The sequence below is a fragment of the Macrococcus sp. DPC7161 genome, from assembly GCF_004117835.1.
Lineage (GTDB): Bacteria > Bacillota > Bacilli > Staphylococcales > Staphylococcaceae > SDSC01.
The window spans coordinates 1-433 of sequence record NZ_SDSC01000037.1 but is presented as its reverse complement, the minus strand read 5'-3'; the positions used below and the strand labels follow the sequence as shown (position 1 = coordinate 433).

Annotated in this window: 1 pseudogene; it reads right to left on the bottom strand. The window is 33.5% G+C overall.

What is annotated here, in order from left to right:
- Positions 1-283 (bottom strand): annotated as a pseudogene (locus ER639_RS11980) (hypothetical protein); the annotation flags it as partial.
- Positions 284-433 lie beyond the last annotated feature (150 nt).

Below are 433 nucleotides of genomic sequence, written 5' to 3'. Positions count from 1 at the left end.
GAACTGTACGCAGTGCATCAGCTAAAGTCGTCACTTGTGTATCGGCAATCAGCTGTTTTGAAATCACTGAAACTGACTTGGGGGTGTCGAGTAAAGGCGCAACAAATTTGCTATTCGCAGATTGATCTACTTTTAAGCTGGGTGCTTTTTCAGCTTTGACTTCTTGATGAATAGTCTCTAACTGGATCACCTGTTCTTCTGCCATCGCAGATGCAGCTACCATTGATAAAGATGAAACAATTTCAGAGGAAACGATTTTTTTACGTGTTTTAATGAAGGTCATGTTAAACCTAATAAATGAATGCTAAAAATGTATGCGAATAATAATGATTCTTGTTTTTATTTTTATCTTTTTATCATGGGAATTGATGATCTTTAAGAAAATATTAAATGAGTTTTTAAATGTAATGATATAACAATATCTACTTAAGTT